The organism is Roseococcus sp., from assembly GCF_965227005.1.
Taxonomy (GTDB): Bacteria; Pseudomonadota; Alphaproteobacteria; order Acetobacterales; family Acetobacteraceae; genus Roseococcus.
The window spans coordinates 179,274-204,075 of the sequence record NZ_CBDDFJ010000018.1; the positions used below are offsets into that span (position 1 = coordinate 179,274).

General features: G+C 70.4%; 22 protein-coding genes. 14 read left to right on the forward strand and 8 right to left on the reverse strand.

The window, feature by feature from the left end; all coding sequences use genetic code 11:
• Window positions 1-2: 2 nt before the first annotated feature.
• On the reverse strand, window positions 3-1,007 hold the full coding sequence (locus ACO057_RS09460) for a LacI family DNA-binding transcriptional regulator (RefSeq protein ID WP_421990967.1): 1,005 nt from the start codon (window positions 1,005-1,007) through the stop codon (window positions 3-5).
• Window positions 1,008-1,305: 298 nt separating this feature from the next.
• On the opposite strand from ACO057_RS09460, the gene ACO057_RS09465 reads away from it, so the two are divergent.
• Complete coding sequence (locus ACO057_RS09465) at window positions 1,306-2,784, forward strand: ABC-F family ATP-binding cassette domain-containing protein (protein WP_421990969.1); 1,479 nt, start codon at window positions 1,306-1,308, stop codon at window positions 2,782-2,784.
• A 6-nt stretch (window positions 2,785-2,790) separates the two neighbouring features.
• Here the strand turns inward: ACO057_RS09465 and ACO057_RS09470 are convergent, their stop codons facing one another.
• Window positions 2,791-4,980 carry a primosomal protein N' gene (locus ACO057_RS09470; RefSeq protein ID WP_421990971.1) on the reverse strand — a complete coding sequence of 730 codons (2,190 nt, stop codon included), beginning with the start codon at window positions 4,978-4,980 and terminating at the stop codon, window positions 2,791-2,793.
• An 82-nt stretch (window positions 4,981-5,062) separates the two neighbouring features.
• Between ACO057_RS09470 and fsa the strand changes: the two genes are divergently transcribed.
• Genes fsa through ACO057_RS09485 form a run of 3 tightly spaced genes read left to right on the forward strand, consistent with a single transcriptional unit; the run spans window position 5,063 to window position 7,190 of the window.
• The gene (gene fsa, locus ACO057_RS09475; protein WP_421990973.1) at window positions 5,063-5,716 is read left to right on the forward strand and encodes a fructose-6-phosphate aldolase; all 654 of its coding nucleotides are present in this window, start codon (window positions 5,063-5,065) and stop codon (window positions 5,714-5,716) included.
• Entirely contained in the window at window positions 5,713-6,261 is a 549-nt protein-coding gene (locus ACO057_RS09480) for a hypothetical protein (RefSeq protein ID WP_421990975.1), read from the forward strand. Before fsa ends, ACO057_RS09480 begins: the two co-directional genes overlap by 4 nt.
• A complete protein-coding gene (locus ACO057_RS09485; RefSeq protein ID WP_421990977.1) occupies window positions 6,258-7,190 on the forward strand; it encodes a tyrosine recombinase XerC in 933 nt (310 codons plus the stop codon). Before ACO057_RS09480 ends, ACO057_RS09485 begins: the two co-directional genes overlap by 4 nt.
• Before the next feature lie 36 nt (window positions 7,191-7,226).
• Here the strand turns inward: ACO057_RS09485 and ACO057_RS09490 are convergent, their stop codons facing one another.
• Both ACO057_RS09490 and ACO057_RS09495 read right to left on the reverse strand, forming a co-directional pair.
• Window positions 7,227-8,123 (reverse strand): NAD(P)-dependent oxidoreductase, encoded by an 897-nt coding sequence (locus ACO057_RS09490; RefSeq protein ID WP_421990979.1) that lies wholly within the window; start codon window positions 8,121-8,123, stop codon window positions 7,227-7,229.
• A gap of 66 nt (window positions 8,124-8,189) precedes the next feature.
• Window positions 8,190-8,630 (reverse strand): MgtC/SapB family protein, encoded by a 441-nt coding sequence (locus ACO057_RS09495; RefSeq protein WP_421990981.1) that lies wholly within the window; start codon window positions 8,628-8,630, stop codon window positions 8,190-8,192.
• Window positions 8,631-8,738: 108 nt separating this feature from the next.
• Here ACO057_RS09495 and ACO057_RS09500 point away from each other — a divergent pair, with 108 nt between their 5' ends.
• Window positions 8,739-10,898 (forward strand): putative bifunctional diguanylate cyclase/phosphodiesterase, encoded by a 2,160-nt coding sequence (locus ACO057_RS09500; protein ID WP_421990983.1) that lies wholly within the window; start codon window positions 8,739-8,741, stop codon window positions 10,896-10,898.
• Here the strand turns inward: ACO057_RS09500 and ACO057_RS09505 are convergent.
• Window positions 10,895-11,083: a DUF4169 family protein gene (locus ACO057_RS09505; protein ID WP_421990985.1), complete on the reverse strand. Its 189-nt coding sequence runs from the start codon at window positions 11,081-11,083 to the stop codon at window positions 10,895-10,897. The two genes, ACO057_RS09500 and ACO057_RS09505, sit on opposite strands and share 4 nt — an antisense overlap.
• A gap of 34 nt (window positions 11,084-11,117) precedes the next feature.
• Here ACO057_RS09505 and ACO057_RS09510 point away from each other — a divergent pair, with 34 nt between their 5' ends.
• Window positions 11,118-11,777, forward strand: a complete 660-nt coding sequence (locus ACO057_RS09510) for a dienelactone hydrolase family protein (RefSeq protein WP_421990987.1) — start codon at window positions 11,118-11,120, stop codon at window positions 11,775-11,777.
• A 45-nt stretch (window positions 11,778-11,822) separates the two neighbouring features.
• Here the strand turns inward: ACO057_RS09510 and ACO057_RS09515 are convergent, their stop codons facing one another.
• Window positions 11,823-13,007, reverse strand: coding sequence for a M20 aminoacylase family protein (locus ACO057_RS09515; RefSeq protein WP_421990989.1), 1,185 nt, complete (start codon window positions 13,005-13,007; stop codon window positions 11,823-11,825).
• A 140-nt stretch (window positions 13,008-13,147) separates the two neighbouring features.
• Entirely contained in the window at window positions 13,148-13,345 is a 198-nt protein-coding gene (locus ACO057_RS09520; RefSeq protein WP_421990991.1) for a heavy-metal-associated domain-containing protein, read from the reverse strand.
• A gap of 254 nt (window positions 13,346-13,599) precedes the next feature.
• Between ACO057_RS09520 and ACO057_RS09525 the strand changes: the two genes are divergently transcribed.
• Together ACO057_RS09525 and cueR are read left to right on the forward strand one after the other, a co-directional pair.
• Window positions 13,600-16,140 (forward strand): heavy metal translocating P-type ATPase, encoded by a 2,541-nt coding sequence (locus ACO057_RS09525; RefSeq protein WP_421990993.1) that lies wholly within the window; start codon window positions 13,600-13,602, stop codon window positions 16,138-16,140.
• Entirely contained in the window at window positions 16,137-16,535 is a 399-nt protein-coding gene (gene cueR, locus ACO057_RS09530) for a Cu(I)-responsive transcriptional regulator (RefSeq protein ID WP_421990995.1), read from the forward strand. The genes ACO057_RS09525 and cueR overlap by 4 nt, the downstream gene beginning before the upstream one ends.
• Before the next feature lie 33 nt (window positions 16,536-16,568).
• On the opposite strand, the gene ACO057_RS09535 is transcribed toward cueR, so the two are convergent.
• On the reverse strand, window positions 16,569-16,922 hold the full coding sequence (locus tag ACO057_RS09535) for a hypothetical protein (RefSeq protein ID WP_421990997.1): 354 nt from the start codon (window positions 16,920-16,922) through the stop codon (window positions 16,569-16,571).
• A gap of 39 nt (window positions 16,923-16,961) precedes the next feature.
• Here ACO057_RS09535 and ACO057_RS09540 point away from each other — a divergent pair, with 39 nt between their 5' ends.
• The 6 genes from ACO057_RS09540 (at window position 16,962) to ACO057_RS09565 (ending at window position 24,802) form a co-directional block, all read left to right on the forward strand.
• On the forward strand, window positions 16,962-17,900 hold the full coding sequence (locus ACO057_RS09540; protein ID WP_421990999.1) for an ArsR/SmtB family transcription factor: 939 nt from the start codon (window positions 16,962-16,964) through the stop codon (window positions 17,898-17,900).
• A gap of 17 nt (window positions 17,901-17,917) precedes the next feature.
• Window positions 17,918-21,415, forward strand: coding sequence for a methionine synthase (metH, locus tag ACO057_RS09545; RefSeq protein WP_421991001.1), 3,498 nt, complete (start codon window positions 17,918-17,920; stop codon window positions 21,413-21,415).
• Window positions 21,415-22,350: a hypothetical protein gene (locus ACO057_RS09550; protein WP_421991003.1), complete on the forward strand. Its 936-nt coding sequence runs from the start codon at window positions 21,415-21,417 to the stop codon at window positions 22,348-22,350. The genes metH and ACO057_RS09550 overlap by 1 nt, the downstream gene beginning before the upstream one ends.
• A gap of 101 nt (window positions 22,351-22,451) precedes the next feature.
• The gene (locus ACO057_RS09555) at window positions 22,452-23,339 is read left to right on the forward strand and encodes a cation diffusion facilitator family transporter (protein WP_421991005.1); all 888 of its coding nucleotides are present in this window, start codon (window positions 22,452-22,454) and stop codon (window positions 23,337-23,339) included.
• A gap of 7 nt (window positions 23,340-23,346) precedes the next feature.
• A complete protein-coding gene (locus tag ACO057_RS09560; RefSeq protein ID WP_421991007.1) occupies window positions 23,347-24,207 on the forward strand; it encodes an energy transducer TonB in 861 nt (286 codons plus the stop codon).
• A 43-nt stretch (window positions 24,208-24,250) separates the two neighbouring features.
• On the forward strand, window positions 24,251-24,802 hold the full coding sequence (locus ACO057_RS09565) for a cob(I)yrinic acid a,c-diamide adenosyltransferase (protein ID WP_421991009.1): 552 nt from the start codon (window positions 24,251-24,253) through the stop codon (window positions 24,800-24,802).

Here is a 24,802-nt window from a genome sequence, read left to right on the forward strand (position 1 = left end):
GGCTATCCGGGGGGCGGCGCCGTCGTGCCGCGCACCTGGAAGCTCGGCTGAAGGACGAGGTCGCGGATCGGCAGCTTGGGATCCGCGATCCTTTCCAGCAACAGTTCCGCGGCGCTGATTCCGAGCGCGCGGCGCGGCACCGAAACCGTGGTCAGCTGGATCTGCGGCAGCGCCGCGACGAAGGTGTCCTCGAAGCCCACCACGGACATGTCGGCAGGGACCGTCATGGACCGCTCGGCCAGGGCCACCGTCGCACCCAGCGCCATGATGTCCGAGGTGGCGATGATCGCCGTCGGCGGCACCGGCAGGTCCAGGAGCTGCCGCGTCGCGTCCTGGCCGCCCTCGATCGAGATCTCGGCGCCGATGACCGGGCCCGGTTCCACGCCGTGCTCGCCCAGGAAGTCCTGGAAGGCATTCTGCCGGGCGTTGCTGGGGCTGGAGGCAATATTCGCGCGCAGCAGCCCGATCCGCCGATGGCCGAGCGACCAGAGATGCTCCAGCGCCAGCCGCATGCCGGTGCCGTCGTCCATGCCGACGAAGGTCGCCTCGCTGCCGCCCGGCCTGCGCCATAGCGCCACCAGCGGCACACCCGCCTTCAGCGCGCGCGTCGTATCGGCCGTCTCGGACGAATAGGAGAGCAGAAGGATGCCATCGACCATGTGCCGAAGCAGGTGCGTGACATGCCATTCCTGAAGATCGGCGCGGGATTCGGTGTTGCAGATGATCGTCTGATAGCCGCGCGGCGTGAGCACGCTGCTGATGCCCAGCAGGATGTCCGCGTAGAAGGGATTGGCGAGGTTGGAGACCACGATGCCGACCGTGCCGCTCTGGCCGGTCCGCAACGCGCGGGCGATGGGCGAGACGTGATAGCCGAGCTCCTCGGCGGCGCGCCGCACGCGCGCCTTGGTCTCGGCGGTGACGATGGGCTTGTCGGCCAAAGCGTTCGAGACCGTCGCCTCGGACATGCCGACGAGCTTCGCCACGTCGCGGATGGTGACGCGGGCCACGGCTAAAGCGAGGAGGGAAGGATTCGCACCGCCGCAGACTAGCCGAGCGCGGCGCGCGCGGCGAATGGCTTGCCACTCGCCGCCTGCCGCCGTTAGCATGGTCGATATCTTTCATCGAGCCGCACAGGAGGGCTGGGATGCATACCTACAACCAGCACCACCCCAGGGGTCCTGTTTCCGCCCTGCGATAGGTCTTTCGCAGGGCAGGCCCGCCTGAAGCCGCATTGCTTCCGTCCCGGACTGCCCTTGTTGCATCCGCCTGCCCGCTGTCTGGCCGGCGTCCGAACGGATTTCTTCCATGGCTCTCATCGCCTTGCGTGACCTCGGCATGGTCACGCCCCGCCCCCTGTTCCAGAACCTCACTCTCGGTATCGGCCCGGGGGACCGCATCGGCCTCGTCGCCGCCAATGGCGCGGGCAAGTCCACCTTGCTGCGCTGCATTGCCGGATCGATCGAGCCGGATGCGGGAAGCGTCACGCTCTCGCGCGGCGCCCGCCTCGGTTATGTCGAGCAGGACGTGCCGCCCGGGCTGCTCGGCCTGACCCTGTCGGAGACGTTGCGCCGCGCCTTGCCGCCCGCCGAACGCGCGCAGGAGGCCTGGCGCGTCGGCGCCGTCCTGGACGAGTTCGCCACGCCCGACGAGCTGCGCGACCGTCCCCTCGCGGCGCTCAGCGGCGGCTGGCAGCGTCTCGCGCTGCTCGCCCGCGTCTGGATCACCCAGCCCGACGCGCTGCTCCTGGACGAGCCGACCAACCATCTCGACCTCGAGAAGATCGCGCTGCTGGAAGACTGGATCGCCGGCCCGGCGGCGCGCACGCCGATGCTGATTGCCAGCCACGACCGCAGCTTCCTCGATGCCTGCACCACGCGCACCCTGTTTCTCCGGCCGGGCGTCAGTCGCCTCTACGCCCACCCTTACGGCTCGGCCCGCGCCTTGCTCGCGGAGGACGACGCGGCCGATGAGCGCAAGCTGTCGAAGGACGCGAAGGAGGTCACCCGCCTGCGCCGCAACGCCGGCGAGCTGCGCAACATCGGCGTCAACAGCGGCAGCGACCTGCTGCAGAAGAAGTCGATGCAGTTGCGCGACCGCGCGAACCGGATCGAGGCCACGCTGCGCCCGGCCCATGCGGAACGGTCCGGCGAGATCCGCCTCGTCAGCCGCGACACCCATGCGAAGGTGCTGGCCGCGATCCGCGACCTCACCGTCGCCACGCCCGAGGGCCAGCCGCTGTTCCGGATCGCGAAGCTGGATGTCCGGCTGGGCGACCGTCTCGTGCTGCTGGGCCGGAACGGCGCCGGCAAGACGCAGCTGATCCGCCTCCTGCGCCGCGCCGCGACCGAGCCGGTGCCCGGCGTGCAGATCAGCCCCAGCCTCGTCCTGGGCTATGCCGACCAGGGCATGGCGCATCTGCCGGAGGGCCAGACTCCGCACGGCCTCATCGCGGGACGCACGGGCATCGGCGACGGCCGCGCCACCAGCCTGTTGGCCGGCGCGGGCATTGGAACCGAGGCGCAGGCCCGCCCGATCGGCCGGCTCTCGCCCGGCCAGAAGGCGAGGCTCGGACTGCTGGCGCTCCGCCTGGAGGAACCCAACTTCTATCTGCTGGACGAGCCCACCAACCACATCGACATCCCCGGCCAGGAGCGGCTGGAGGCGGAGCTGCTGGCCCAGGGCGCCACCTGCGTCCTGGTCTCGCACGACCGCCACTTCGTCGAGGCGATCGGCACGCGTTTCCTGCGGATCGAGGCGGGGCAGGCGCGGGAGGTGGACGCGTAACCGAGGCTACATGAAGCCCACGGGATCGACGTCCACCTGCACCCGCACGTCGCGCGGGAGCTGCGCCCTTGCCAGCCAGTCCTTCAGCACCGGCTGCACGCGGATGCCCCGCTCGGCCTTGAGCAGCAGCCGGTGCCGGTAGCGCCCGCGCAGCAGCGCGAGCGGAGCGGGCGCGGGGCCCAGCACCTGGATGCCCCGCCCCGTCGGCGCCGCGAGCCCCAGCTCGCGCGCGGCCCGCTCGGCCGAGCGGGCGTCCTCGCTGCTGACGATCAGCGCCGCGAGGCGGCCGAAGGGTGGCCAATGGCCCGGCAGGCGCTGGGCGGCTTCCGCCTTCAGGAACCCCGGCATGTCGTCGGCGATGAGGGCCATCATCACCGGATGCTCGGGCGAGAAGGTCTGCAGCAGCACGCGGCCGGGCGTGGAGCCCTCGCGCCCCGCGCGGCCGGCGACCTGGTGCAGCAGCTGCATGGTGCGCTCGCCGGCGCGCAGATCGCCACCCGCGAGGCCGAGATCGGCATCCACGACACCCACCAGCGTCAGATGCGGAAAGTGCCAACCCTTGGCGACGATCTGCGTGCCGATGATGAGATCGACCTCGCGCTCCTCGATGCGCCTTGCGGCCTCGGCGGCGGCGGCCGGGCCGGGGATGGTGTCGCTGGCCATGACCAGGCGGCGCGCCTCGGGGAAGAGCTCCGACACCTCCTCCTGGATGCGTTCCACCCCGGGGCCGATGGGCACCAGCGAATGCTCCGTGCCGCATTCCGAGCAGGCCAGCGGCGTGGGCGCGGTGTGGCCGCAATGGTGGCATTGCAAGCGGCGCTGGGCACGATGCTCGACCAGCCAGGCCGTGCAATTGGGGCATTGCACGCGATGGCCGCAGGTGCGGCAGAGCGTCAGCGGCGCATAGCCCCGGCGGTTGAGGAAAAGCATCGCCTGCTCGCCGCGCGCCAGGGTCTCCACCACGGCCTGGATGAGCGGCGGGGCGAGGAAGCGCCCGCGCTCGGGCGGCTCCTGCCGCAGGTCGATGGCCGCGACCTGCGGCAGGGAGGCGCCGTGGTGGCGGTTGGGCAGCGTCACATGGCCATAGCGGCCGGCCTGGGCGTTGGTGACCGTCTCCAGGCTCGGCGTGGCGCTGACCAGCACGCAGGCGGCGTCCTCCAGCCGGGCGCGGACCACGGCCATGTCGCGCGCGTGGTAGATGACGCCCTCCTCCTGCTTGAAGGCGGTCTCGTGCTCCTCGTCCACGATGATGAGGCCGAGGTCGGGGAAGGGCAGGAACAGCGCCGAGCGCGCGCCCACCAGCACCGGTGCGTCGCCCTCGGCCACGGCGCGCCAGGTGACGCGGCGGGTGCGCGCGGAAAGCTCCGAATGCCACAGGGCGGGTGGCGCGCCGAAGCGGCGCTCGAAGCGCGCAAGCCATTGGGTGGACAAGGCGATTTCCGGCAGCAGGACCAGCGCCTGGCGTCCCTCGCGCAGGCATTGGGCCACGGCGTCGAGATAGACCTCGGTCTTGCCCGAGCCGGTGACGCCCTCCAGCAGGGTCACGCCGAATTTGCGGGCGAGGACGGTTTCGCGCAGGGCATCGGCGGCGAGCTGCTGTTCGTCGCGGAGTTCCGGCGGGGCGAAATCGGGCAAAGGCCGCGGGAAGGCGGCGGCGCGGGGCATCAGCGTGGGCTCGATGAGCCCGGCCGAGGCCAGGCCCCGCACCACCCCCATGGAGACCCCGGAGATACGGGCGATCTCGGTGCCCGGCATGGTGTGGTTTCCCAAGGCTTCCAAGGCCTTGGCGCGATCGGGCGTGATTCGCGCCGCCGCACCCGTCACCCGGCGCCATCCGGAGGCAGAGGTAGGCTCCTCCAGCGCGGAAGGAGTGGACATGGCCATCCGCAGCACCGCGCCAGGCGGCGAGAGGGTATAGGCGGCGACCCAATCCACCAGCCGGCGCAGATTCGCGTGCATGGCGGGGGCGGGCTTCACCGCGATCACCTCGCGCAGGCGCGACTCGGCGATGGGTTCCGGATTCTCCACATCGTCCCAGACGACGCCCAGGCTCACCCGGCCGCCCAGGGGCACTTCCACGAAACTCCCCGGCCCGGCCGCCAGCTCGGGCGGAAGGCGATAGTCATAGGCCGCTTCGAGCGGCAGTGGCAGCAGGACACGGATGCGCCGACCGGCCTTTCGGATTGGGGTCGCCATGGGCTATCCACTTCGCGACGCAGCATGCGCGGGTCAATCCCGCCCCCCCACCGAATCGCCGCTGTTGAAGGATAATGCCCTCATGAAGTTCTTCGCGGACACCGCCGACGTCGCCGAGCTCCGTTCCCTCGCGGGCACGGGCCTGATGGACGGCGTGACCACCAATCCCAGCCTCATCGCCAAGTCCGGCCGCAAGATCGCCGAGGTGATCGCCGAGATCTGCTCCATCACCGAAGGCCCCGTTTCCGCCGAGGTCACCGCCACCGACCTCGAGACGATGCTCAAGGAAGGCCGCTACCTGCGCGACATCGCGAAGAACGTCTGCGTGAAGGTGCCGCTGACCGAGGCCGGGCTGCGGACCTGCAAGGTGCTGAGCGACGAGGGCACGCCCGTCAACGTCACGCTGTGCTTCTCGGCCAACCAGGCGCTGCTGGCGGCCAAGGCGGGCGCGACCTTCATCTCGCCCTTCGTCGGCCGGCTGGACGATATCGGCCAGGACGGCATGGAGATGATCGCCGACGTCGTGCAGATCTACGACAACTACAACTTCGCCACCGAGATCCTGGTCGCCTCGATCCGCCACCCGGTGCATGTGCTGCAGGCCGCCAAGCTGGGCGCGCATGTCGGCACCATGCCGCCTTCGGTGATCAAGGCCATGATGAAGCACCCGCTGACGGATCGGGGCCTCGACGCCTTCCTCGCCGATTGGGCGAAGACGGGTCAGTCGATCCTTTGAAAAAAGCGCCGCGCGACGAGGACGAGGCCGCGACGGTGGAGGCCTTCCTCCGCGCCCATCCGGGTTTCCTCGCCGCGCGGCCGCAGCTCTACGCCGTGCTCACGCCGCCCCGGCGCGTGCATGGCGAACCGCTGGCCGACCACATGACCGCGATGGTCGAGGCCGGGCGCACCGTCTGGCGCGACCTGCTGGAAGCCGGCCGCACGCAGAAGAATTTCTCCGCGAAGGTGGCCGAGGCGGTGCTGGCGTTGATCGCCGCGCGCGATCCCTTCGATTGCGTGCGCGACGAGTGGCCCGCGCGGCTCGGCATCGAATCCTGCCGGCTGATCCCGGCTGTCTCCGGCACCGCGCCCATGGCGCGCGACGTCTCCCGCGCCAGCCCTGCTCTGCATGGCGAGGCCGCGCCGCTGGTCACGCGCGAGGCGCTGCTGCGCGTGGGCGAGCACACGCTGGTGCTCGGCGCGCGCGATCCGGCCGATCTGCCCAACGAGCCGGAGGCCCTGGCCTTCCTGGCCCGGGCGCTGGCCGCCGTCCTCGTGCGATGACCGGGGTCGAGGCGCGGGAGAAGTTCCTGGCCTGGCTCGCGCAGGAGCGGCGCGCGAGTCCCCACACCATCGAGGCCTATGGCCGCGACGTCGCCGATTTCCTGGGATTTCTGAGCATCCATCTGGGCGGGGAGCCGGATCTGGACGCGATCGCCGCGCTGCGCCCGGCGGATCTGCGCGGCTTCCTGGCGAAGCGCGCGAAGGAGGGCGCGCAGAACGCCACGCGCGCGCGCCAGCTCGCCGCCATCCGCAGCTTCCTGCGCTTCCTCGCGCGGCGGCACGGCATCGCGCCGCTCGCCATCGCGGGCATGCGCGGACCCAAGCGTGTGCAGCCCGTGCCGCGTGCCCTGAGCAAGGAGGATGCGCGCGCCATCGGCGTCGAGATCGGCATGGCGCATCAATCCGACCGTGCGGAGCGGCCCGAATATCAGTCGGCGCGCGACACGGCGCTCTTCACCCTGCTCTATGGCTGCGGGCTGCGCATCAGCGAGGCGCTGGGCCTTTCCGTGGCCGAGGCGCCGCTGCCCGGCGACGACGCCGCGCTGCGCATCACGGGCAAGGGCGGCAAGCAGCGCGTGGTGCCGGTGCTGCCCGTCGTGCGCGAGGCCATCGCGGATTGGCTGCGCCATCGCGCCGGCGCGGCGCCCGACGCGCCGCTGTTCCTCGGCGCGCGCGGCAAGCGGCTCGATGCGGCGGTGGCCCAGAAGTCCCTGCGCGACTACCGCCGCCTCGCGGGGCTGCCGGAGCATGCGACGCCGCATGCGCTGCGCCATTCCTTCGCGACGCATCTGCTGGCGGGCGGGGCGGATCTGCGCGCGATCCAGGAGCTGCTGGGCCATGCCAGCCTCTCCACGACGCAGCGCTACACCTCGGTCGATGCGGAAGGCCTGCTCGCCACCTGGCGGCTGGCCCATCCGCGTTCGGATTAGAATCCGATCGGCTGAGGTGGAATCGCCCCTTCGGCGTCAGACCCCCGACAGCTCGCCGATCATCCGGCCCAGCGCCACCAGATCGTCCTTGCCCGCGCCCTGGTTGCAGACCAGCTCCAGCAGCGGCGCGGACATCGCGGTCGCGGGGCCGAAGACGCCATGGTCGCGGATCGCCTGGGCGGCGAGGCGGATGTCCTTGCGCATCAGCTCGGCGCGGAAGCCGGGGGTGAACTTGCCGTCGAGCAGGCGCTTCGCGTGGTTGCGCAGCACGAAGCTGTCGGCCGAACCGCCGGTCAGCGCGCCGCGCATCGCCTCGGGATCCAGCCCGGCCTTCTGGCCCAGCGCCATGGCCTCGCTGACGGCGACCAGCGTCGCGCAGATGATGAGCTGGTTGGCGGATTTGCAGACCTGCCCCGAACCGGCCGGGCCGAGATGCGTCACCGTGCGGCCCACCGCGCCGAAGAAGGCGGCGGCCGCGTCGAAGGCCGCGCGCTCGCCGCCCACCATGCAGGTCAGGATGCCGTCGATCGCGCCCTGCGGGCCGCCGGAGACCGGGCTGTCCAGCAGATAGGCGCCGCGCTCCTCCAGAAGCCGCGCGGCGAAGCCGGCCGTCTCCTTGGCGGAGATGGTGGAGAAGTCGATCACGATCGCGCCCTTGGCCACGCCTTCGGCGATGCCGCCGGGGCCGAAGATCGCGGCCTCGACGTCGGGCGTGTCGGGCACGCAGAGGCCGATGATGGCGCTGCCCTGGGCGGCCTGCGCCCCGCTGTCGCACCAGCTGGCGCCCGCGGCCTCCAGCGCGGCGGCCTTGCCGCGGCTGCGCGAATGGATCGCGAGCGCGAAGCCGGCGCGGCGCAGGTTGGCGGCCATCGCCGCGCCCATGACGCCCAGGCCGACGAAGGCCACGCGGGCCGGTGGGGTGATCTCGGTCATTATATGTTCCCTTGGGATTCGACCGAGCATAGCGGGCCGGGGCGCAATGCCTAATGGGCCTGCGCCTTAATGCGGACCGTCGCGGTCCTCGGGCGGCGCGTGGCGGTCGATCCAGATCGAGACCATCCGCAGCACGACATGCGACAGCGCCACCGCGAGGAAGAGCGCGAAGGTGAGGTGGTACTGCCGCGCGCCGCAGGCCGCGCCGATCGCCGCCACGGCCCAGAAGGTCGCGGCCGTGGAAAGGCCCTGCACGCCGGTGTCGCGGTGCAGGATCACGCCGGCGCCGAGGAAGCCCACGCCGGTGATGAGCGCGCCGAGTCCGGCCGAGAGGTTGTTGCCGCCCACCTCGATCATCAGCCGCATGTAGCCGGCGGAGGCGGCGGCCACGATGGCGCAGGAGCGCAGCCCGCCGGGATGCCGCCGCCACTCGCGTTCGGCGCCGACGATGGCGCCCAGGAGGAAGGCGAAGAGAACGTCGAGGATTTCATGGGGAACGAGGGTCACGCCGCCAGTCTGGCAGAGGTGGCCGCGCCGATGTGACTCGTTTTTCAGCAGGTTCCGAAAGGGATGGTTAACCTTTCCGGCGGAGGATCGGGACCGGAAGAGAGCCCCATGCCGCAATATTCGCGCCTGAGCCCGTCGACGATCCTGCTGGGTGCGATCCTCGTGATGGCGGCGATGCTCATGGCCGCCTCGCTGGGCGCCCCGGCCTGGCAGGGGCTGGCGGCCCTGCCGGTGGCGGGGCTGGCCTGGTGGCAGGCCGGCCTGTGGCGGGAACTGCGCCTGCGCCGCGCGGCCATGGAGGCGGCGCCCTATCGCACCGCGATCTACGGGCAGGACCATCAGCTGGTCTGGCAGAGCGGCCAGCGAGGACGAGGGGCGGAGGCGCGGCCACGCCTGGAGCAGATGCTGAAGGCCGCGCTGTGGCACCTGCCGCCAGCCGAGCGCGAGGCCGAGATCACGCGGCGGATGGTCCTGCACGAGAGAGCCGACGGCGAGCGGGCGGAGCTGCGGGATGCGGCCGGGCATTGGGCGCAGCTGAGCCAGCAGCGGCTCCCCGGTGGGCAGGTCGCGAGCTTCGCCATCGACATTTCCCAGGCCAAGCAGAGCGAGGCCGCGTTGGCGGAAGCCGGGATGCGGCTGCGCGCGCTGCTGGAGGCGGCGCCGGTCGGCATCTGGCAGCTCGACGCCGAAGGCCGCACCGTCTTCGCCAATGGCCATGTGACCCGCCTTCTGGGGGGCGTCGCGCCGCAATCCCTCGCCGCATCGGGCCTGGCGCCGGCCGGGGGTGCCGATGCGGCCGGCCCCTTCGGTTTCGCACCCGACGAGAGCGAGGCGGTGCTGAACCGCCCCGAGGGCCCGGCGTTGCGGCTGCTGGTCGCGGCCTCGCCCTGGATCTGCGCGGAGGACGGGGCGATGCGCTGCGTGCTCTCGCTGCAAGAAATGAGGGCCGACCAGCTGCGGATCGGCCGTCTAACCGAGCGCGATCCGCTCACCGGCCTCGCCAACCGCGCGACCTTTCATGCCGGGCTTGAGGCGATGGTGAAGGACCCAAGGGGCGGCATCCTGATGCTGATCGACCTGGACCATTTCAAATCGGCGAACGACCGCTACGGCCATGGCGTCGGCGATGCGCTGCTGGTCGAGGCGGCGCGGCGGCTGAGCGAGGCGGTGCGCCCCTCCGATCTCGTGAGCCGGCTGGGCGGCGACGAATTCGCCATCCTGGCCTTCGGCGCCCTGCCCGAGGCGGCGGAGGAGCTGGCCGGCCGGGTCCGGCAGGCCATGAGCCCGCGGCTGGTGATCGAAAGCGCCGAGCTGCCCGTCACCGCCAGCATCGGCATCGCCTCCGCGCCGGGGCATGGCGGCGAGGCGGAGAAGCTGCTGCACGCCGCCGAGCTCGCGCTCTTCGAAGCCAAGGCGAGGGGGCGCAACACGGTGGTTGTCTTCGAGCCGGGCCTGCGTGAGCGCAGCGAGCAGCGCGCGGCGCTGCGCGAGGCCTTCGCCGAGGCCCTGGCGGCCGGCGAGCTGGAGCTGCATCTCCAGCCACAGCAGGACACAGAGCGTCACGAGATGGTCGGGGCCGAGGCGCTGATCCGGTGGAACAGCCGTCGCCTCGGCCGCTGGATCAGCCCCGGTGAACTTCTTCCCGCCGCCAGCGAGGCCGGGTTGATGCCGGAGCTCGATCGCTTCGTGCTGCGCGAAGCTGTGCAGCTGATTGCGAACTGGGGTGACCGGCCGGATGCGCCGCGCGTGCTCGGCATCAACATCTCCATCCTCTCGCTGCACGAGCCGGCCTTCGCGGAGGAAGTGGCGGAGGTCCTGGCGCGGCATGGCGTGGCGCCGCATCGCCTGGAGATCGAGATCCCGGAAGACCTCGCCATCCGCGACCTGCCCGGCGTCGCGCGGACCCTGGCCGCGCTGCGCGTGGTGGGCGTCATGCTCTCGCTCGACGATTTCGGAGGGGGCCATTCGGGCCTGCCGCATGTGGTGCGCCTGCCGGTGCAGCGGCTGAAGCTGGACCGCTCCATCGTGGCCGGCCTGCCGGACGATCCGAAGTCCTACGCCGTGCTGCGGGCGACGATCGCGCTGGCGCGGAGCATGGGGATCGAGGTGATCGGCGAGGGGGTGGAGACGCAGGGCCAGGCCTTCGCCCTGCGCCGCGCGGGCTGCAACATCATTCAGGGCTATCTGGTCGGCAAGCCGATGCCGGTGGAGGCGCTGGTGCCCCCGCTGCGGGATGTCGGCGTGGAACGGCTGCGGGTGAGCGCCTAATCCTTCGGACCGGGCTCCAGCTTCGCGTCGTCGAGAAGGGTGCGGCGGCGCGCTTCCTCGGCTTCGTCGATCTGCTTCTGCGCCTTGGTGCGGCCGAAGGCGGCGCGATTGGCCGCCGCCTGGGAGGCGTCGTCCTCCTTCGCCTTGGCACGACGCCACTTCCGCAGGTTCACCACATCGCCCATGCTCGCAGTGAAGCATTCCGGGAGATTGAATCCAATGGACACCATCATCACGGCGGCCGACGGTCACCGCCTCTCGACCTATATGGCGGGTTCGGACGATGCGGACCGCGCGCTGGTCATCGTCCAGGAGATCTTCGGCGTGAACGACCACATGCGTTACGTCGCCGACGCCTTCGCGCGGGAGGGCTATTGCGTGATCGTCCCCGCGCTCTTCGACCGCGCTGAGCGCGACGTCGAGCTCGGCTATGGGCCGGATGACATCGATCGTGGACTCCGGCTGCGCGCCGAGATCGGCGAGGACAAGACCTTGCTCGATATTCTCGCCGCAGCGGGCGCGCTGCCCTCGGGCATTCCGCGCGGCATCGTGGGTTACTGCTGGGGCGGCACGGTCGCCTGGCAGGCGGCCACGCGCAGCACGGCCTTCAAGGCCGCGAGCGGCTGGTATGGCGGCGGCATCGCCGCGGCGAAGGCGGAAGTTCCGAACTGCCCCGTGCAGCTGCATTTCGGCGAGAAGGACGGCTCCATCCCGATGGCGCATGTGGAGGCCATCCAGGCCGCGCGCCCGGAGGTGGAGGTCTTCGTCTATCCCGGCGCCGGCCACGGCTTCGGCTGCGAGGCGCGCGGCAGCTATCTGCCGAAGGAGGCCTATCTGGCGCAGACGCGCACGCTGGACTTCTTCGCGAAACACCTCTGACGGATGGTCCCGCCGGCCGCCCGAAGCGGCCGGCGTTGCGCGGACTCAGCCGCCGACCGACGCTTCCTTCACACGGGCCAGCTTCGCCTCGACCACGGCGGCCAGAACCCCGGCGCCATAGGGGATGGCGGCGTCGTTGAAATCGAAGCTCGGATTGTGGACCTCGGCCGTGTCGCCATTGCCGGTGACGATATAGGCGCCGGGGCATTTCTCCAGCATATAGGCGAAGTCCTCGCCGCCCATGACCGCGGGGAATTCGCGCTTCACGCCGCCTTCGCCGACCAGCTCCACCGCGGCGTCGCCGAGCGAGACGGCCTCCGAGGCATCGTTCACCAGCGGCGTCGTGATCACGCGGAAATCGAGCACCGCCTTGCCGCCGAGACCGGCCGCCACGCCCTCGCTGATCGCGCGCATGCGATCCTCGACGAGCTTCATGATCTCGTTGCTGAAGGCGCGCACCGTGCCGCCGAGGCGAACCTCGTTGGGGATGACATTATAAGCATTGCCCGCGTCGAAGCGCGTGATGCTGAGCACTGCGCGCTCGGCCGCCGGCACGTTGCGCGCGACGACGGATTGCAGCGCCTGGACCACGGCCGCGCCCATCACCACGGGGTCGAAGGTCGCCTCGGGGCGCGCGCCATGGCCGCCCTTGCCGGTGATGAAGATGTCGTAGAAGGCCACGCCCGCCATCATCGGCCCGGGCCGCAGACCGTATTGGCCGACCGGCAGGCCGGGGCGGTTGTGCAGGCCGAAGACCGCGTCGCAGGGGAAGCGCTCGAAGAGGCCGTCCTCGAGCATGGCCAGCGCGCCGCCCGCGCCCTCCTCGCCCGGCTGGAAGATCAGGTGGACCGTGCCGTCGAAGTTCTTCGTCTCGGCCAGGTACTTCGCGGCGGCGAGCAGCATGGTCGTGTGCCCGTCATGGCCGCAGGCGTGCATCTTGCCGGGGGTGGTGCTGGCATGGCCGAAGGCGTTCGCCTCGGTCATGGGCAGCGCGTCCATATCGGCGCGCAGCCCGATGCGGCCCTGGCCATTGCCGTTGCGGATGACGCCGACCACGCCCGTCTGCCCCACTCCGGTGTGCACCTCGATGCCCATCTCGGCGAGCTTCTTCGCCACGAGCTCCGCGGTGCGGTGCTCCTCCATCCCGAGCTCGGGATGGGCGTGGATGTCGCGGCGGATGGCGGTGAACTCGGCCTGCCACTGGCCGATATGCTCGACGGGATTGGTCACGTGCGTCCTCGATAAGGAGTGTGAGGGCAGTCTCGCGCCGTCAGGGACGGGGCGCAACGGTCCGGGGATGCCGGGCCACCGCCTCCGGTGAGGGCGGGCGGAAACCACCTTGCGCCGCCCTTGCCCGCTCGCAAGACGGCTTAGTTCGGCTGGGTGGCATAGCCGGCGGCATCGAGCGCCCGGGTCACCTCGGCCGGGTCGGCCGAGGTCACGATCGACACCGTCCGCGACATCACGTCGATATCGAGCTTGGCGCCGGAATCGATGCCCTGCACCACCTGGGTGACGACGCCCGCGCAATGGCCGCAGTTCATGTCCGGGACCTTCAGTTTCAGCATTTCGTACTCCTCGATCTGGGCCGGCGACTGTGCCGTGGGATCACTGTCAGGCTTCCACCCGCTGGAAGGTCAAGCGGCTTGTTCACGGTTGTTCCCACCGGCGCGCGGCCAAGAGCATCGCTTTGCCGAATCCAGAATTCACCCTGTATTTTCCATGGCTTGATCCCGAAGCGGCAAATTAAAAATTCTCGTTGACCTTCCAGTGACTGGAAGCATTAGATCTCTGGCCGAACGATTGTCAGAGGCCCAGTTCCATGAACGCTTCCTTCAACCCTGCCATCAGGCAAAGCTTTCCGATTGCCGGCATGACCTGTGCGTCCTGCGTCCGCCGCGTCGAGCTCGCCGTCGCCAAGGCGCCGGGCGTGGTCGCGGCGTCGGTGAACCTGGCGACCGAGGCCGCCGAGGTCACCTTCGACCCGGCCGCCAAGGTTGACGCGGCCGGGGTGATCGCCGCGATCAAGGGGGCCGGCTACGAGGTTCCCGTCGAAACCTCGGAGGTCGGGATCGAGGGCATGACCTGCGCCTCGTGCGTGCGCCGGGTCGAGCTGGCCATCGCCGCTGTCCCCGGCGTGCTCAAGGCCTCGGTCAACCTCGCCACTGAACGCGCCACCATCGAGACGCTGGCCGGCGCCGCGCCGCGGGCGGCCATCGACGCGGCCATCCGCAAGGCGGGCTATGAGCCCCGCCGTGGCGACGCCGGCGCCACCGCGGGCACGGACAGCCGCAAGGAAGCCCATGACCGCGAGATGTCCCACCTCAGGCGCGACCTCGCGATCGCCGCGGTCCTGACCCTGCCGATCTTCGTGCTCGAGATGGGCTCGCACGCCATTCCGGCCCTGCATCGCTGGCTGGCGATGACCATCGGCCAGCAGCCGCTCTATCTCGCCTTCTTCGTGATGGCGACCTTGGTCCAGTTTGGACCGGGCCTGCGCTTCTACCGGAAGGGCGTGCCGGCTCTTGCGCGGCTGGCGCCCGACATGAACTCGCTGGTCGTGCTGGGGTCGACGGCGGCCTGGGCCTATTCCGTGGTTGCCGTCTTCGCGCCCGGCGTGCTGCCGTCCGGTACGGCCAATGTCTATTTCGAGGCCTCGGCGGTGATCATCACGCTGATCCTGCTGGGCCGCCTCCTGGAGGCGAAGGCCAAGGGGCGCACCAGCGAGGCGATCAAGCGGCTGATGGGCCTGCAGGCCAAGTCCGCCCGGGTGGAGCGGGGCGGCGAGTTCGTCGATGTGGCGCTTGAGGACGTCGCCGCCGGCGATGTCATCCAGGTGCGTCCCGGCGACAAGGTTCCGGTCGACGGCGTGGTGCTGTCCGGCTCGTCCTTCGTCGACGAAGCCATGATCTCGGGCGAGCCGATCCCGGTTGTCAAAAGCGAGGGCGCCGAGGTGATCGGCGGCACGATCAACAAGACCGGCAGCTTCACCTATCGCGCCACCAAGGTCGGGGCGGATACGCTGCTCGCCCAGATCATCCGCATGGTCGAGACCGCGCAGGGCTCAAAGCTGCCGATCCAGGCGCTGGTCGACAAGGTCACGGCCTGGTTCGTGCCGGCGGTCATGGTCGCGGCCGCCCTGACCTTCCTGGTCTGGCTGGCCCTCGGTCCGGAGCCGGCGGTCGCCTTCGCGCTGGTCAATGCGGTGGCGGTCCTCATCATCGCCTGCCCCTGCGCCATGGGCCTGGCCACGCCGACCTCGATCATGGTGGGCACGGGCCGCGCCGCCGAGCTGGGCGTCCTGTTCCGCAACGGCGAGGCGCTGCAATCGCTGAAGTCGACCCAGGTGGTGGCGCTGGACAAGACCGGCACGCTCACCGCCGGCAAGCCCGTGATGACCGATCTGGAGGTGGCCGAAGGCTTCGGGCGCGACCAGGTGCTGTCTCTGGTCGCCGCCGTCGAGACGCGGTCCGAGCACCCCGTCGCCGCCGCCATCGTCGCCGCCGCCAAGGCGGAGGGGTTGGCGCTGGACGAGGTCGGCGGCTTCGAGGCGATCCCCGGCTTTGGCGTCAACGCCGTGGTCGGCGGCCATCGCATCGCGGTCGGCGCTGACCGCCATCTGGCCCGCTTGGGCATCGATGTGCAGGCCTTCGCCGAAGCCGCCGCACGCATGGGCGAGATGGCCAAGACCCCGCTCTACGCCGCGATCGACGGCAGGCTGGCGGCGATCATCGCCGTTTCTGATCCGATCAAGCCGACGACGCCGCAGGCCATCCGCGTCCTTCATGAGATGGGTCTGAAGGTCGCGATGATCACCGGCGACAACCGCCGCACGGCGCAGGCCATCGCCGCCCGGCTCGGCATCGACGAGGTGGTCGCCGAGGTCCTGCCGGACGGCAAGGTCGCCGCCATCAAGCGCCTGCGCGAGGGCGGCCGCGCCGTGGCCTTCGTCGGCGACGGCATCAACGATGCCCCCGCCCTGGCCGAAGCCGATGTCGGCATCGCCATCGGTACCGGGACGGACGTGGCCATCGAAAGCGCCGACGTGGTGCTGATGTCGGGCGACCTGCTGGGCGTGAGCAACGCGATCGCGCTGTCGAAGGCGACCATCGCCAACATCCGCCAGAACCTGTTCTGGGCCTTTGCCTACAATGCCAGCCTGATCCCGGTGGCGGCGGGCGTGCTCTACCCGATCAGCGGCACGCTGCTGTCGCCGATGCTGGCGGCCGGCGCCATGGCGCTCTCCAGCGTCTTCGTGCTGGGCAATGCGATGCGGCTGAAGCGCTTCAAGGCGCCAGTCCGCGAGGTCGCCAGTATGACCGCCCCGGTTCTGGCGGCAGCGGGATCGGAAACCACCCCATGAACATCGGAACCGCGGCGGAAAAATCGGGCCTGCCGCCCAAGACCATCCGCTACTACGAGGACATCGGCCTGATGCAGGCCGGCCGCGCCAGCAACGGCTATCGCGACTACTCCATGGCCGATGTGCATCGCCTGCGCTTCCTCCAGCGCTCGCGCAGCCTGGGCTTCTCCGTCGAGGAATGCCGCCAGCTGCTGTCACTCTACAGCGACAAGGACCGCGAGAGCGCCGATGTGAAGACGATCGCCAAAACCAAGCTGGCGGAGATCGACCGGAAGATCGCCGAACTGACGGAGCTGCGCGACACGCTGCGTCATCTGGTGCGCAACTGCCACGGCGATAAGCGCCCTGACTGCCCGATCATCGAAGGGCTGGCCGGCAAAGAGCTGGCCCGCTAGCGCCCGCGCCACCGGCCGTCATGCCGGCGCGGCTCAGCTCAGCCGCAGCCGGTACCTGGCGACCGCGAGCTTGTCCTGCGCCAGGGCCTGCCTGACTTCCTCGCCCACGCCGCCCTCATCGAGCACGAGCACCCGGTCGAACCACGGCACCGTGCCGCGCACCCGGGCCTGGAACAGCCGGTCCAGCGCCTGTGCCGCCTCGCCGTGCCCCTGGCAGCAGGCGCAGGCCACGGCGTGCGGCGAGGCGCCGGCGGCGAAGTTCAACGCGGCCACGCCCCCCTCGCCGCCCAGCACGGCCGCGGGTTTGCCGACGGCGAGCGCCTCGGCCAGGGAGCCGGCGTCAGGCACCAGGGAAACGGGGATTCGCGCGTCAAGGGACCATGTCATGGACTGGACATAAGGATATCTTTATGCCATTTAAAGTTCATGGATCAGCTTCTCTCACAACTCCGCGCCGCGGCCGAGCCGACGCGGCTGCGTCTGCTGGCGCTCTGCGCCCGCGGGGCCTTCTGCGTGACGGAGCTTTGCGCGGTGCTCGGCCAGTCGCAACCGCGCCTCTCGCGCCACCTCAAGCTATTGACCGAGGCCGGGTTGCTGGAGCGCATCCCCGAGGGGCCCAACGCCTATTTCCAGGTGCCCGCCACGGCCGACCTCGTGCGCGTGATCCTCGCCCGCCTGCCTGAGGAGGAGCCGGTCCTGCAATCGGACCGCCGTCAGGCCGCGCGCATCGCCGCCGAGCGCGCCCGCGCCGCCTCCGCCGCCTTCCAGCGCGATGGCATGGACTGGGACGAGCTGCGCGCTTTGGATCTCGACGCGCGGGCCATCGAGGCCGCGCTCATGGCCGCCCTGCCGGAGCAGATCGGCACGCTGCTCGACATCGGCACCGGCACCGGCAGCCTGCTGGAGCTCCTGGCCGACCGCACGCAGCGCGCCTTGGGCGTGGATGCCAGCCGCGAGATGCTGGCGCTCGCCCGCGCGCGGCTCTCCGAACGCGGCCTGGCCGATCGCTGCACGGTGCGTCAGGCCGATATGTACCGCCTGCCTCTGGCCGACGCCTCCTTCGACGCGGTGACGCTGCAGATGGTGCTGCATTACGCCGAGGACCCCGCCGCCGCCCTGGCCGAGGCCGCGCGCGTGCTGCGCCACGGCGGCGTGCTGCTGGTGGCCGATCTTGCCCCCCATGGCGACGCCACGGTGCTGACCCGCTTCGCCCATCGCTGGCCCGGCTTCGACGACGCCGCGATGGCCGGGTGGCTGGGCGAGGCCGGTTGCGCCATCGCCTCGACCGCCGAGCTCGGCGGCCCCATGCGGGTCCGCATCTGGCGCGCGGAGAAGCTCCCCGCGCACGCCCTTACGAACGCCTGAGACAGAAGAGCACCACCATGGCCTCACGCCCGCATCTCCTCGACGCCCTGCGCGACCGCGTGCTCCTTTGCGACGGTGGCATGGGCAGCCGCGTGCAGGCGCTCACCCTCGATATCATCGAGGACTTCTGGGACAAGGAAAACTGCACCGAGGTGCTGAGCCTCTCGCGCCCGGAGCTGATCCGCGAGATCCATCGCGGCTATTTCGAGGCCGGCGCCGACATGGTGCTGACCAACACCTTCGGCGGCAGCCCGATCACGCTGGAGGAATTCGAGCTCGGCAGCCGCGCCTTCGAGATCAACAAGCTCGGCGTGGAACTGGCGCGCGAGGCGGCGGAGACCTTCGCCGATGGCCGCCACCGCTGGGTGATCGGCGATATCGGCCCCGGGACCAAGCTGCCCAGCCTCGGCCACATCGCCTATGACGTGCTGGAAGCCGGTCTCGTCGAGCAATGCATGGGCCTCATCGCCGGCGGCGCGGATGCGCTGCTGACCGAGACCAACCAGGACACGCTCTTCATCAAGGCCGCGGTGAACGCCGCGAAGATCGCCAAGGCCAAGACCAACAGCGACATCCCCATCTTCGTGCAGGTGACGGTCGAGACGACCGGCACGCTGCTCGTCGGCCCCGACATCGCCGCCGCCGCCGCTGTGATCCACGCGCTCGACGTGCCCCTGGTCGGGCTGAACTGCGCGACCGGCCCGCAGGAGATGGCGGAGCATATCCGCTGGCTCAGCCAGAACTGGCCCGGCCTGCTCAGCGTGCAGCCCAATGCCGGCCTGCCGGAGCTGGTGGACGGCAAGACGCACTACCCGCTGGGCGCCAAGGAGATGGCGACGTGGATGGAGCGCTTCGTGGTCGAGGACGGCTTCAACCTGATCGGCGGCTGCTGCGGCACCTCCATCCCGCATATCGCGGGGCTGGACGCCATGCTGCGCAAGCTGGGCGGCGCGAATCACCGTCCCGTCCCGGTGGCCCGCAAGTACCATTGGGTGCCGAGCGTCGCCTCGCTCTATTCCGCGACCTCGCTGCGCCAGGAGAATTCCTATTTCTCCATCGGCGAGCGTTGCAACGCCAACGGCTCCAAGGCGTGGCGCGTGGCGCAGGAGGCCAATGACTGGGACAGCTGCCTCGCCATCGGGCGCGAGCAGGTGGCCGAGGGCTCCAACAGCCTCGACATCTGCACGGCCTTCGTCGGTCGCAACGAGATGGTCGAGATGAGCGAGGTCATCACCCGCTTCACCTCCAGCGTAAACACGCCGCTGGTGATCGACAGCACCGAGACCAACATCATCGAGGCCTCGCTGAAGCTGCATGGCGGCAAGCCCATCATCAACTCGATCAATTTCGAGGAAGGCGAGGGCGCGGCCACCGACCGCATGATCCTGGCGAAGAAGTTCGGCGCCGCGGTCATCGCGCTCACCATCGACGAAGTCGGCATGGCGAAGACCGCCGAGGACAAGCTGCGCATCGCCGAGCGGCTGGTGGATTTCGCCTGCAACAAGCACGGCCTGCCGCAGTCGGATCTGATGATCGATCCGCTGACCTTCACCATCGCCACCGGCAATGAGGACGACCGCAAGCTCGGCGTCTGGACGCTCGATGGCATCCGCATGATCCGCGAGAAGTTCCCCGACATCCAGATCATGCTGGGCCTGTCCAACATCTCCTTCGGCCTCAACCCGGCCGCGCGGCACGTGCTGAATTCCGTCTTCCTGGATCATGCGGTGAAGGCGGGGATGACGGGCGCCATCGTGCACGTCTCCAAGATCAAGCCGCTGCACTCGATCCCGCCGGAGGAGGTGAAGGTCATGGAGGACCTCATCTACGACCGCCGCGAGGAAGGCTACGACCCGCTGCAGAAGCTTCTGGAGATGTTCTCGGGCCGCAAGGCCGCGGACAACATCGCCAAGGTGAAGGCGGAGACGGTCCAGGGCCGGCTGAAGGACCGCATCGTCGACGGCGACCGCAAGGGCCTCGACGACGAGCTCGCCGCCGCGATGGCCGAGGGGATGGAGCCGCTCGCGATCATCAACGACGTGCTGCTGGACGGCATGAAGGTGGTGGGCGAGCTCTTCGGCGCGGGCAAGATGCAGCTGCCCTTCGTGCTCCAGAGCGCGGAGACGATGAAGGCCGCCGTCGCCTGGCTCGAGCCGCACATGGTGCGCGTCGCGGGGCAGGAGAAGGGGATCATCGTGCTCGGCACCGTGCGCGGCGACGTGCACGACATCGGCAAGAACCTGGTCGACATCATCCTGACGAACAACGGCTACAAGGTCGTGAATCTCGGCATCAAGGTGCCGCTGAACCAGATCGTGGACGCGGCGCGCGAGCACAAGGCCAATGCGATCGGCATGTCCGGCCTGCTGGTGAAATCCACCGTGGTGATGCGCGAGAACCTGGAGGAGATGAGCCGCCAGGGCATCGATATTCCCGTGCTCCTCGGCGGCGCGGCGCTGACGCGCAACTACGTCGAGGACGACTGCGTCCAGGCCTATGCCTCGGGCCGCGTCGTCTATGCGCGCGACGCCTTCGACGGCCTGCACCTGATGGACAAGGTGATGGGCAATGATTTCGAGGGCTATCTCGGCACCATCCAGTCCAAGCGCGCGGGAAAATCCAAGAACGAGAAGCGCGTGCTCGGCCAGGCCGATCCGCGCGGCTTCGCGCCGGTCGATCTCGCCTATGCGCAGACGCGCCGCCGGCGCGAGACGGCGAGCCTGCCCGTGCCGGTGCCGCCGTTCTGGGGTGCGAGGATCATCGAGACGGACCCGAAGGCGCTGGTGCCCTTCATCAACGAGCGCAGCCTCTACCAGTTCCAGTGGGGCTTCCGGAAAGCGGGCCGCACGCTGGAGGACTTCCTCGGCTGGGCGAAGCAGGAGCTGCGCCCCGTCCTGAAGCGCATGCTGGCCATCGCGGAGGACCAGAAGATCCTCAAGCCGCAGGCCTCCTACGGCTATTGGAAATGCGCCGGCCAGGGCAACGACCTGATCCTCTTCGAGGAGGACGGCCAGACCGAGGTCGCGCGCTTCAATCTGCCGCGCCAGCCCAAGGAGGACGGGGAGTGCATCGCCGATATGGTGCGCGACATCGACGATGCGGAACGTGACGTGATCGGCCTGCAGGTCGTCACCATGGGCCAGAAGACGAGCGACGTGGCGCGCGAGTGGTTCGAGGAGAACCGCTACCAGGATTATCTCTATCTGCACGGCCTGGGCGTGGAGATGGCCGAGGCCCTGGCCGAGGTCACGCACAAGCGCATCCGCGCCGAGCTCGGCTTCGCCTCCGAGGACGAGCGCGACATCGAGAAGATGCTCAGCCAGGGATATCGGGGCGGCCGCTACAGCTTCGGCTATCCGGCCTGCCCGAAGCTGGAAGACCAGGCGCCGCTGCTCAAGCTGCTTGGCGCGGAGCGCATCGGCGTGGAGATCTCCGACGAGTGGCAGCTCCATCCCGAGCAGAGCACCAGCGCCATCGTGCTGCACCACCCGCGCGCCAAGTACTTTTCGGTGTGATGGCGGCGCGCGTCTGGCTGGGGGCGGGCCTCGCCGCGCTCCTCCTCGCCGGCTGCGCGAGCCCGCCGACGCGCGACGTCGGCAGCAGCTTCTGCGCGGCGCGGATGGAGCGCCGCGCCTTTCCCCTGTCGCCGCCGAATCCCGATCAGGCGCGTGCCGTCGCGGCGCTGGGATTCACCACCGAGGCCGCGGAGATCGCCGAGGTCATCGGAGCGCTCGACGCCGTGGAGGCCCTCATCGCGGCTGAACGCCGGCCGCCCGTGGGCGTGAACTTCCTGATGGCCCGCCAGGCCGTGACCGACCGCGTGCTATTGGCCACGCTCGACGTGAACGCCTCGCTCGCGGCGATCGATTGCGAAGGCGAGCGGGGGGATGCCCTGCGCGCCCAGCTCCAGCGCCGGGAGGACCGGCGCGCGCGGAATCTCGGCCTCGCCAGCATCCTCGTCGGCGCGACGACGGCCGCCGTTTCGGGCGGAATCGCCTTGGCCGGCGCCGGTACTGCGGATGCCATCGTGGGCATCGTCGGCGGCACGGCCGAGGCGAGCATCGGTGGCGCGCTGCTCTATGGCTCGGCCTCGGGGCGGCTGCGGACGCGCGCCAATCTGATCGGCGAGGTTTGGCGCAGCCCGGACCAGTCGGCGCTCTTCCCGCCGACCGTCTGGCGCTACCTCACCCGCCGGGACGCGCCGGGCGCGCCGAGCATCGCCGAGGAGATCGTCGCCGGCTGGCGCGAGGCGGGGCTCGTGCGCGACGACGACATGCTCTTCGAGGGGGAGGGCGTCTTCACCATCGCCGATCTCGAACGGCGCGATGCCATGCTGGACCTGCTGGAGGCGCGGATCGCGCTGATGAGCCGCGACCTGCGCGTCCTGCTGGAGGAGGTGGTCGCGCGCATGCCCCCCGCGCCCCGCAACAGGTCGCCCCGGTTGCGCTGATGCGCGAGTTTCGAGAAGCTTCCATGTGTCCGTTTATGCTTCGCGGGCACGCGTGAATGCGTTAGAGGGGCGCCATCTGAAAAAGCCCTTTGGGAATTGATTTGACCCGTGCCGTCAACCTCGCGGCGGGCAGCGTTGCTGTTGCCCTGGCCGTCCTGGCGCTGAAGCTCGTCGCCTGGTGGCTGACAGGCAGCGTGGCGCTGTTCGCCGATGCGCTGGAAAGCGTGGTGAACGTGGCCGCCGCCGGCGCCGCCCTGGTGGCGATCCGCTATTCGGCCATGCCGGCGGATGCGAACCATCCCTACGGCCACGACAAGGCGGAATATTTCTCCGCCGTGCTCGAGGGCGCGCTGATTCTGGTCGCCTCCTTCGTCATCCTGAACGAGGTCTGGTCGGTCTGGCAGAATCCGCGCCAGCCGGATCTCTCGCCGATGGGCATTCTGGTCTCGCTGGTCGCCACGGGGCTGAACGCGTTCTGGTGCTCGATCCTCTTCCGCAACGGCAGGCGCCTGCGCTCGCCCGCGCTGCTGGCGGATGCACGGCACCTGCTCTCGGATGTGGTGACCTCGGGCGGCGTGCTGGTGGGCATCACTTTGGCCATGATCACGGGCCATGTCTGGCTCGATCCGCTGCTGGCGGGGCTGACGGCGCTGAACATCCTCTACAGCGGCATGCGGCTGGTGCGGGAATCGGTCGGCGGGCTGATGGATGAGGCGCTGGCGCCCGAGCTGCTGAAGCGCATCCGCTGCACCGTCTCCACCGCGGCCGAGGGCGCCATCGAGGCGCATGACATCCGCTCGCGCCAGTCCGGGCGCTGGACCTTCATCGAATTCCATCTGGTGGTGCCGGGCGACATGCTCGTGGTCGAGGCGCATGCGATCTGCGACCGCGTGGAGGCCGCCCTCAAGGAGGCGCTCGGCGACGCGGTGATCACCATCCATGTGGAGCCCGATGGCAAGGCGAAGCACAGCGGCGTGCTGGTGCTGTGATTCGTCCTTGAGGCCAGGAGGCTCGAGGCCAGGGGGCCGCCGCCGGAGGCTGGATCGCTTCGCCCTCGCCGCCACGGGCTCGGCCCTGGCCCACGCGGCCGCCCTGGCGGCGGCGCTGCTCTGGTCCGGCCGCGCGCCGGCCCCGCCTCCGGCACCCGAACAGGGCGTGGAGATCGTCTGGGACGAGGCCTCCGGCGAGGCGGTGGGCGAGGACGCCATGCCCGAGCCGCCCGGCGCGCCGCCCAGCCCCCCGATGCCCGAAGCGCCCGAGGTGCCGCCTTCGCCGGACGCGGCGGAACAGCCCCGCCCGCCCGCGCCCCCGCCGCCGGCTCCGCGCCTGGCCGAAGCGCCGTCCGCGCCACCCCCCGCGCTCGACCTGCCGCCGGGCGAGGCGCTTGCGCCCGGGCTTCCCGCGGCCCCGTCCGTGCCGGAAATCCCGCCCGCGGGGGAGCCTGAGATGCCCCCCGCCCCACCGCCGGAGCCGCAACCCGCTCTACCGCCGCCCCAGCCCGCGCGCGCTCCGACGGCGCGGCCGGGCAGCCAGGCGACCGCCCCCGGCGCGAAGGGCGTGGGCCGGGCGACGGGCGCGGTGGTGCCGCCGGGCCTCGATACCAGCTTCCGCAATGCCGCCCCGGCCTATCCCGAGGCGGCGCGCCTGCGCGGCGAGCAGGGGGCGGTGGGGCTGGAGCTTTCGATCGATGCCGAGGGTCGCGTCCTCGGCGCGGCGGTGGCACGCTCCTCCGGCTCGCCGGCGCTGGACGAGGCGGCGCGCCGCGCGGTGCGGGAATGGCGGTTCCGGCCGGCGCAGGCCAATGGCCGGGCGGTGCCGGGCACCATCCGCACGACGGTGCATTTCCGGCTGAGTTAGAGTCGGGCCACCTCGGCCCGACTCCCCAAGAGGAAGTTTTCCGATGGTGAAGATCGACGTGATCACCACGCGCGGCGGCGATGGCGGCGAGACCTCGCTGGGCGACGGCACGCGGCTGCGCAAGGACGCGCTGCGCATCCAGGCGATCGGCGAGGTGGACGAGCTGAACAGCCTGCTCGGCCTGCTGCGGCTGCAGGCGGATGCCGAGGCCGATGCGATGCTCGCGCGCATGCAGAACGACCTCTTCGACCTGGGCGCGGATCTCTGCATGCCCGGGGCCGAGGGCGGGCTGCGCGTCGCGGCGGAGCAATGCCTGCGGCTGGAGCGGGAGGTGGCGGCGATGAATGCGCGGATCCCTCCGCTGCGCAGCTTCGTGCTGCCGGGCGGATCGGCGGCGGCGGCCCATGCGCACCTGGCGCGGGCGGTGGCGCGGCGGGCGGAGCGCAGCGTGGTGGCGCTGGCGGCGGCGGAGCCGGTGAATGCGGCGGTGGTGCGCTGGCTGAACCGCGCTTCCGATCACCTCTTCGTGATGGCGCGGCGGTTCAACGACAATGGCGCGGAAGACGTGCTCTGGGTTCCCGGCGGGAACCGCTGA

What these genes read in the sequence shown, in the direction of transcription:
- ACO057_RS09505 (WP_421990985.1), bottom strand. Translation starts at nt 11,083, where the DNA reads ATGGGCGATGTGGTGAACCTGCGGAAGTGGCGTCGTGCCAAGGCGAAG.
- ACO057_RS09470 (WP_421990971.1), bottom strand. Translation starts at nt 4,980, where the DNA reads ATGGCGACCCCAATCCGAAAGGCCGGTCGGCGCATCCGTGTCCTGCTG.
- ACO057_RS09490 (WP_421990979.1), bottom strand. Translation starts at nt 8,123, where the DNA reads ATGACCGAGATCACCCCACCGGCCCGCGTGGCCTTCGTCGGCCTGGGC.
- ACO057_RS09465 (WP_421990969.1), top strand. Translation starts at nt 1,306, where the DNA reads ATGGCTCTCATCGCCTTGCGTGACCTCGGCATGGTCACGCCCCGCCCC.
- ACO057_RS09500 (WP_421990983.1), top strand. Translation starts at nt 8,739, where the DNA reads ATGCCGCAATATTCGCGCCTGAGCCCGTCGACGATCCTGCTGGGTGCG.
- ACO057_RS09510 (WP_421990987.1), top strand. Translation starts at nt 11,118, where the DNA reads ATGGACACCATCATCACGGCGGCCGACGGTCACCGCCTCTCGACCTAT.
- ACO057_RS09565 (WP_421991009.1), top strand. Translation starts at nt 24,251, where the DNA reads ATGGTGAAGATCGACGTGATCACCACGCGCGGCGGCGATGGCGGCGAG.
- ACO057_RS09550 (WP_421991003.1), top strand. Translation starts at nt 21,415, where the DNA reads ATGGCGGCGCGCGTCTGGCTGGGGGCGGGCCTCGCCGCGCTCCTCCTC.
- ACO057_RS09540 (WP_421990999.1), top strand. Translation starts at nt 16,962, where the DNA reads ATGGATCAGCTTCTCTCACAACTCCGCGCCGCGGCCGAGCCGACGCGG.
- ACO057_RS09525 (WP_421990993.1), top strand. Translation starts at nt 13,600, where the DNA reads ATGAACGCTTCCTTCAACCCTGCCATCAGGCAAAGCTTTCCGATTGCC.
- ACO057_RS09520 (WP_421990991.1), bottom strand. Translation starts at nt 13,345, where the DNA reads ATGCTGAAACTGAAGGTCCCGGACATGAACTGCGGCCATTGCGCGGGC.
- metH (WP_421991001.1), top strand. Translation starts at nt 17,918, where the DNA reads ATGGCCTCACGCCCGCATCTCCTCGACGCCCTGCGCGACCGCGTGCTC.
- cueR (WP_421990995.1), top strand. Translation starts at nt 16,137, where the DNA reads ATGAACATCGGAACCGCGGCGGAAAAATCGGGCCTGCCGCCCAAGACC.
- ACO057_RS09535 (WP_421990997.1), bottom strand. Translation starts at nt 16,922, where the DNA reads ATGACATGGTCCCTTGACGCGCGAATCCCCGTTTCCCTGGTGCCTGAC.
- ACO057_RS09485 (WP_421990977.1), top strand. Translation starts at nt 6,258, where the DNA reads ATGACCGGGGTCGAGGCGCGGGAGAAGTTCCTGGCCTGGCTCGCGCAG.
- fsa (WP_421990973.1), top strand. Translation starts at nt 5,063, where the DNA reads ATGAAGTTCTTCGCGGACACCGCCGACGTCGCCGAGCTCCGTTCCCTC.